This window comes from Frankia sp. CgKIO3, from assembly GCF_977946435.1.
In genome coordinates, this window is record NZ_CDWTMO010000194.1 from 1 (window position 1) to 6,731 (window position 6,731).

Below are 6,731 nucleotides of genomic sequence, written 5' to 3' on the forward strand. Positions count from 1 at the left end.
TGCGGAAGACAAGCCTAGAGTGCCGCACATGATGGGGTCAGGAGCGGTTCTCACCCGGCGAGGAGCCCGGGCGCAGCGGCGGGAGCTCGCGGACCTGCTGGCCGAGCGTGGCCCGGCAGCGTCCACCCTCTGCGCCGGATGGACAAACCATGATCTGGTGGCGCACCTGGTCACCCGCGAGCGGGTGCCGTGGGCCGCTCCCGGGCTCATCGTCGGTCGGCTGCACGGCATCACGGAACGGGCCGAGCGAGCCACCATGCGGGCCCACACCTTTCCCGAGCTGGTCGAGACGTTCCGTGCCGGGCCGCCGTGGTGGCAGCCGACCCGCATCGGCCTGATCGACGATGCCACGAACCTGGTCGAGTTCTTCGTGCACGCCGAGGACATCCGCCGCGCCGCCCCCGGCTGGGAGCCTCGCGAGCTTGACACCAGGAGCCGTGACGCGATGTGGACCGCTCTGTTGCTGATCGGGTTCGCCGGGTTCCGGCGAGCCGGCCTGGGTGTCGTGGCGGAGCGTACGGACGCTCCTGGCCGGCGCACCCTGCACGGCGGCGAGCCGGTGGTGGAGATCGTCGGGCCGCCTGAGGAGATCGTGCTGTACGCGTTCGGGCGGGGCCAGGTCGCCCGGGTCGAGCTGCGCGGTTCCGACGCCGACATCGAGCGGTTCCGCGCGGCTCCCACCGGTCTCTAGCTCCCGGCAGCTCCGATCTGGGTGTGATCTGGGTGTGATCCGGTCGGAGCCGTGCCGCCATCGGGGCGGGGCGCTACCAGAGCGAGGCGTAGGTGGCCGCGCCAGCGGGATGCTCTGTCGGGTTCACCAGGGAGGAGTGCACGTTCCCGGGCTCCGAGTCGTTGAAGTACGTCTCGTAGGCGAGGATGTCGCGGTTCGCGGCGAACGTCTGGTACATGTTGCGGATGTACACCGGGTTGTCGCCGCCGGCCCGGCCGGCGCGGCCCGCCCCGGTGTCACTCTTTCCGACGAGTCCCCATTCCGGGACCGAGAACTGCTTGCCGTGCTGGCGGGCGAACGCGATTGTCGAGCAGAGCCCGGTTTCGGCGTGGCACTGACTGGCGAAGGCAGCGTCGTCCGTGCTCGCCGGCCATTGGTCGTAGCTGTCGATGCCGATGATGTCGACGTACTGGTCACCGGGGTAGACGGCCCAGGCGTGCGCATTCAGCGTCCAGTCGATGCGGGCCTGCGGATCCGTCGAGCGGATCGCGCTGACGACCTGGCGGAAGCAGTTCACCCAGGTGGTGGGGTTGGTCTTGGAGACCGACCACGGGAACCAGTCGCCGTTGAACTCCCAGGCGAGCCGGATGATGCTCGCCGGGCGGCCCTTCGCCACCAGCCACCGGCCGAAGTCCGCCCAGTGGCCGTTGTAGGCGCCGCTCGCGCAGGAGTTCATGTCCCCACCGCCCGTCGGGTAGAAGGGCTGCGAGATGATCCAGGTGCCGGCGAAGGTCGAGAACTTCTCCGGGCCCGAGCCGAGCCACGGGTTCGTCATGGTCTGCCAGCTCGACCGGTCGGTGAAGGTGAGCACGACGTTGACCGGCGAGCCGCGGAAGCTCTCAGGCCCGCACCTGCGTCATCGTCCCCGCGGCAACGCCGCTCATGCCGCCGGGCACCGAATCGCCCCCGCCACCGATGGGGATGACGGGCACCTGTACCGCCGGCTTCGTGACCCGGGCCGCGGCGCCGGGGGTCGTCGGTTTGGCGGCGGTCCGCGGGGCCGTACCGGCCGGGGTGCCCGCGGGCACCGGGGCGGGTGACGGCGAGGGGGAGCCGACGGTCGCGCTGGAGTCTCCGCCGGGTAGCCCGCCGGTCGTGCCTGCTGAGACGCTGGGTTGTACCCGGGGGTCATCGCCGTGTCGGGGCTTCCCGTGCTGGATGGCGGTGGCCTCGACTGTCGCCGAGCCTTCGCCCCCGGTGTCGCGTTCGGGGACGAGGGTCCACCCGACTGCGGCAGCGACCAGAGCCATCACGCCCAGCGACGCGATCCAGGCAGGGTGATGCGGACGGCGACGCCCGCGCCGGGAACCGGATCGGACTCTCGGCGGGCTGGGATCGCCCTCCGCTCGGTGCTTCACCGCGGGTATCCCTCCGTGCGTGGCAGCGTCGTCAGGACCCCCCCGGGTCCCGGCTTCGGCATCGAAGCGGATGACCTCCATGTCGCACAGCAGCCTGAGACGGACCGGACCAGCCTCCGGTCGCCCCCTCGACGCCGGCTGCCATGTCTAGATAGTTCGGATGAAACACTACACCGACGTGCTAGACCGACTTGTCGGAACTCGGGGGTTTCGGGCGGTGAGGCTCTCGGGTGGCGTGGAGCCCGGCTGGTCGGCACGCCGGTTGGTCGACATGCTGGCTGTGCCACAATGTGCGCGCGGAGCCCGGGACGTGCATGGTGGTCCACCCACCTCGCGTCACGGATCCCGCGCACGGGTCGGGGATCACGCGTCGGTGGAGTGTCGGCGGTGTCTAGTCGAGCGCCCCGAGGATCATGCAGCCAGGCGCGGTGGCGGGGCCGTTCATCGGCTCGCCTGCCACGACGACAACAGGAGAGCACCCAATGTCCCAGCCACCCGAGTACCCTCCCGCCGGCGGTCACGGCCAAGGGGGTTATGACCAGGGCGGCTACGGCCAGGGTGGTTACGGCGGCCAGGGCGGCTATGACCAGGGCGGCTACGGCGCTCCACCGCCCGGCTATGGACCCCCGCCCGGTGGGTACGGCGCGCCGCAGGGCTACGGCGCACCCCAGGGCTACGGCGGCCCGGGTGGGTTCGGCCCACCTCCGCCCTACAACCAGCCGATCCCGACCTACCTGTGGCAGTCGATCGTGGTCACCCTGCTGTGCTGTCTGCCCGCCGGTGTGGTGGCAATCGTCTATGCCACCAAGGTGCAGAGCCGCCAGCAGATCGGCGACATCAACGGCGCGCTGGATGCCTCCAAGAAGGCCAGGATGTGGTGCATCATCTCGGCCACCTCGATCATCGTGGTGTTCCTGGTCATCCTCGCCATCGGCTTGGCCGGCGGCTTCGAGACCGATTCCAGCACGTTGTATTCGACGCTCCCACCGGCCCTCACCCGGAGGAGTGTGTACCGGTGACGACTCCGCCGAGCGGCCCGCTCCCCGGGTACGGCCAGGGCCGCCGGGCGGCTATCCGCCGTACCCGCCGGGGGGATTCGGTCAGCAACCGCCGTACGGTCAGCCCATTCCGACCTATCTGTGGCAGTCGATCGTGGCCACCCTGCTGTGCTGTCTGCCCGCCGGCATCGTCGCGATCGTCTTCGCCTCCCAGGTGCAGGGACGCCAGCAGTCCGGCGATGTGGCCGGCGCCCTAGAGGCGTCCGCCAAGGCGAAGAAGTGGTGCATCATCTCGGTCATCGCCTTCGCGGCCATCCTCCTGATCTATCTGGTGGCCATTCCGATCATCGTCGGAGTGGCGGCGAACAACAGCTGACCGCCCGCTCACCGTGGTAGTGACCCGGCGCGAGGCTCATCGATCATCGAGATCGGATCGTCCCGCCATCCGACTAGCCCGCAACTCGGTAGCGGCCGTCCGCTCGGCTCGGTCGTCGGCTCGTCAGCCGATGGAGCTCCCGTCGCCGAGCCCCGCCATTACCGAGAGAGACGCGAGGAAGAGGAGGCCGAACACGAGTCCGGCCAGGCACCAGGCCAGGCTGCGACGCGATGCCCGGCGCGCCCCGGCGACGTCGTGGGCAAGGAGCCGATGTGACGCGCGCGAGGAGTTGATGATCCCCATCACGCCGAGCGGCGCGCACAGGAATGTCGTCAGGATCGCGAGAGCCAGGTAGTTGCCGACCTTCGGCGTCGCCTCGGAACCTGGCCCCCGCCGTTCCCCCGACCTCTGCCGCGTCCGCGCGTGCCGTGGTGTCTGCGTGGACCGCGGTGCCTGTGCGTGTCGCGGTGCCTGTGCATGCCGCGGTGTCCGCGTGTGCCGCCGGACCGTCTGGTGGGGTTCGGCGGGTCGGTGGGCCTGTGTTCCGGGCCAGCCCGGATGGGGGTGGGGGCCGGTGTCGTTGTGTCGACTCCGCGGGTAGCCGGTCGAGTAGTGATGGCCGCTCGAGTAGTAGTGACCGCCGGTGTCGGCCGCGGTCCAGGGAGCCCAGCGGGCACCGGTGCCCGTCCGGCAACCGGCGTTCGTGCGGGTGCCGGTGTTCGTCCGACCGGTGTGGTTCGTCGACCCCAGGCCGCCCGCGCCCGGTGCCGGGGACGAGGGCGGCCCGGTGAGGCGGGCGTCGTACTCGTCCCGCCACTTGTCGAGGATTTCGTGGGACACGGTGAGGAGCTGCATCGTGCGCATGGACTGTGCGTCCCGGCTGGCGGGATTGTCCGGATGATGGGCCCGGACACGGGCCCGGTACGCCCGGCGGATCTCCGCCCGGTCAGCGGTGCGCGCGACCCCGAGCACGGTGTAGGCGTCGGCGCCGCCGAGTTCGCGAACCAGCCGGTTGAGCGGGGTCAACGTCCGATCCGCTTGACGACGTCGCCGCGGTTCCGATCGGAAGGCACCATGCGAACCGCCATTCCCCGTCGTCGGCCGGGCGCCATCAGCGGTGATGATAGGCGATCTGTCCGCCATTCGTCTGCCTTTGGCAGATTCGTGCTGTCAGGCCGTGACGTCCCGGCGGGCCAGGCTCACCGCCCCGATCACCGCCGCACCGGCGGCATACAGACCCCCGATCAGCAGCGTCGACCCGTAGCCGGCATCGGCGGTACCTCCCTGGCCGATCGCGTCGAAGACCAGTCCAGGGAAGACCCGGCCCGCTCCGCTCCAGGACTCCTGGACAATGTGCTCGATCGGAAACGTCCACGCGATCCCGACGGCGAGGGTGAGCGCCGTCGACCGCAGGACCAGCCCGAGCACGGTCCCGGCGAGTCCGAAGAAAACGGCGGCCACCAGCGTGTTCAGGTAGCTCGACGCTGCCTCCCCGAGCGCGTCGGCGCTCCACCACGCTGACGTGTCAATGTCCCGAATCCCGGCGACGGCCAGCCCGACGACGATGCTGACCACCAGCGCGGCGACGAGCGCCACCGCCACCGCCACCGCCACCAGGACGAGCATGACCGCCATGCGTCCGGCGAGCCAACCCAGCCGCCGGGGCTCCCGTAGGAACAGGGTTCGCAGCGTCCCCTGGCTGTACTCGAGGGTGATGCTGATCGCGAAGACGAGGAAGACCAGCAGGCCGGTGAAGGTGCTCCCGCCGGTGAAACCGAGTGCCACCCCGGACGCCGCGGACACCTGCGTGAACGTGACGTCGAAGCTCGGTGGCCCACCGCTGCCGCCCGGCGGGGAGCCGCCCGGATCGGCCAGTGCGAGGAGCAGCACGGTCGACAGCACGCTCAGCAGGGCGAGGATGCCCATGGCCACCGCCGTACTCGGCCGCCACAGCTTGATCAGCTCGGCGTGGAAGGACCGCCGGGCCGCTACCAGGAGACTCATCGCAGTGTCCCCTCGTCATGACGGGCCGCCGCAGCGGCGGACAGCCCGCGGATCGGACTCGTGGATCTGGTCGTCGTCCCGCCCGTGGGGGGCCGCTGGGAGCCGGCACGCCGGCCGGTGCTGGTGTCGGTGCTGGTGTCGGTGATGTCGCCGTCCGGGTTCGGGCCTGGGTGACCAGACCCTGGTAGCGGTCCTCCAGGCTGAGCCGGCGCGGAGACATCTCGACGAGGGTGATGCCCCGGGCCGCCGCGGCCCGGTTGATCCTGGCCAGCAGGCGGGTGGGGCCGTCGGGGCCGTCGTCTGGGTTCGCGTCGAGACTGACGACGACATCCCGGGGCCGCCGCGTCGCCGGTACCGCCAGGCCGGCGAGGAGATCGGCGAGCAGCGGGACGTCATCGTCGTGCTCGGGGCGTAGGACGATGTCGTAGGTGGAGGTTGCCATCAGCCGGTCGGTCGGCCCCTGGTAGGCCAGCCGCCCGCCCTCCACGACGATCAGCCAGTCGCAGATCTGCTCGACCTCGGCGAGTAGATGCGACGAGATCAGGACGGTGCGCGCCGTGCGCCGGCTCCCGGCGATGGCCGGCCCGGCGGCGATGGATCGGATGAGCTCACGCATCTGCCGGATCCCGATCGGGTCCAGTCCGTTCGTCGGCTCGTCGAGGATGAGCAGGTCCGGATCGCTGAGCAGGGCGGCGCCGATGGCGAGGTGCTGCTTCATGCCGAGGGAGTACGTCCGTACCTTGTCCGCGCCGCGGCCGGTGAGTCCGACCTCGTCGAGGATCCCGTCCACCCGCGTCGGGTCCTGCCCGCCCAGCACGGCGAGGGAGACGAGGTTGCGGGCACCGGACAGCGCCGGGTACAGCGCGGGGCTCTCGATCAGGGCGCCCACCCGTGGCAGGTAGCGGGCCGGTGTCACCAGGGGATGACCGAGGACGGTCCCGGAGCCCCCGCTGGGGCGGACCAGGCCGAGCAGCATGCGCAGGGTCGTCGTCTTGCCGGCCCCGTTGGGCCCGACGAATCCGGCGACGACCCCCTCGGGAATCGTGAGGTCGAGACCGGTGACGACGGTCCGGCGCCCGTACCGCTTGGTCAGACCCTGGACGTCGACGGCGGCCGGCCGGTCTGTCTCAGGTGCCGGGCCGGGTGGTGCCGGGTGATGGCGAACTGCGCTCGCCAGTGGTTGTCATCATGGGAATCAGACTGGTGTGGCCGCCCCCTCACGTCGTCCGTCCAGCGGCGGCATCGTCGTACGCAATGTGGCGCAG

Annotated in this window: 7 protein-coding genes and 1 pseudogene; 3 read left to right on the plus strand and 5 right to left on the minus strand. The window is 70.7% G+C overall.

The window, feature by feature from the left end:
- Positions 1-28 precede the first annotated feature (28 nt).
- The gene (locus tag AC08OJ_RS17410) at positions 29-691 is read left to right on the plus strand and encodes a TIGR03085 family metal-binding protein (RefSeq protein ID WP_462187562.1); all 663 of its coding nucleotides are present in this window, start codon (positions 29-31) and stop codon (positions 689-691) included.
- 73 nt (positions 692-764) lie between these two features.
- On the opposite strand, the gene AC08OJ_RS17415 is transcribed toward AC08OJ_RS17410, so the two are convergent.
- A complete protein-coding gene (locus AC08OJ_RS17415; protein ID WP_476596285.1) occupies positions 765-1,541 on the minus strand; it encodes a glycoside hydrolase family 26 protein in 777 nt (258 codons plus the stop codon).
- A 28-nt stretch (positions 1,542-1,569) separates the two neighbouring features.
- Positions 1,570-1,980, minus strand: coding sequence for a hypothetical protein (locus AC08OJ_RS17420; RefSeq protein ID WP_476594263.1), 411 nt, complete (start codon positions 1,978-1,980; stop codon positions 1,570-1,572).
- Positions 1,981-2,570: 590 nt separating this feature from the next.
- Here AC08OJ_RS17420 and AC08OJ_RS17425 point away from each other — a divergent pair.
- Both AC08OJ_RS17425 and AC08OJ_RS17430 read left to right on the plus strand, forming a co-directional pair.
- Positions 2,571-3,107 carry a CD225/dispanin family protein gene (locus AC08OJ_RS17425; protein WP_476596286.1) on the plus strand — a complete coding sequence of 179 codons (537 nt, stop codon included), beginning with the start codon at positions 2,571-2,573 and terminating at the stop codon, positions 3,105-3,107.
- 133 nt (positions 3,108-3,240) lie between these two features.
- Positions 3,241-3,462 (plus strand): CD225/dispanin family protein, encoded by a 222-nt coding sequence (locus AC08OJ_RS17430; protein WP_476596287.1) that lies wholly within the window; start codon positions 3,241-3,243, stop codon positions 3,460-3,462.
- Positions 3,463-3,585: 123 nt separating this feature from the next.
- Here the strand turns inward: AC08OJ_RS17430 and AC08OJ_RS17435 are convergent, their stop codons facing one another.
- From AC08OJ_RS17435 to AC08OJ_RS17445, 3 genes and pseudogenes are all read right to left on the minus strand, one after another.
- Positions 3,586-4,488 carry a CD225/dispanin family protein gene (locus AC08OJ_RS17435; RefSeq protein WP_476596288.1) on the minus strand — a complete coding sequence of 301 codons (903 nt, stop codon included), beginning with the start codon at positions 4,486-4,488 and terminating at the stop codon, positions 3,586-3,588.
- A gap of 144 nt (positions 4,489-4,632) precedes the next feature.
- Positions 4,633-5,466: an ABC transporter gene (locus AC08OJ_RS17440; protein ID WP_476596289.1), complete on the minus strand. Its 834-nt coding sequence runs from the start codon at positions 5,464-5,466 to the stop codon at positions 4,633-4,635.
- A 580-nt stretch (positions 5,467-6,046) separates the two neighbouring features.
- Positions 6,047-6,643 (minus strand): annotated as a pseudogene (locus AC08OJ_RS17445) (ABC transporter ATP-binding protein); the annotation flags it as partial.
- Positions 6,644-6,731: the final 88 nt, after the last annotated feature.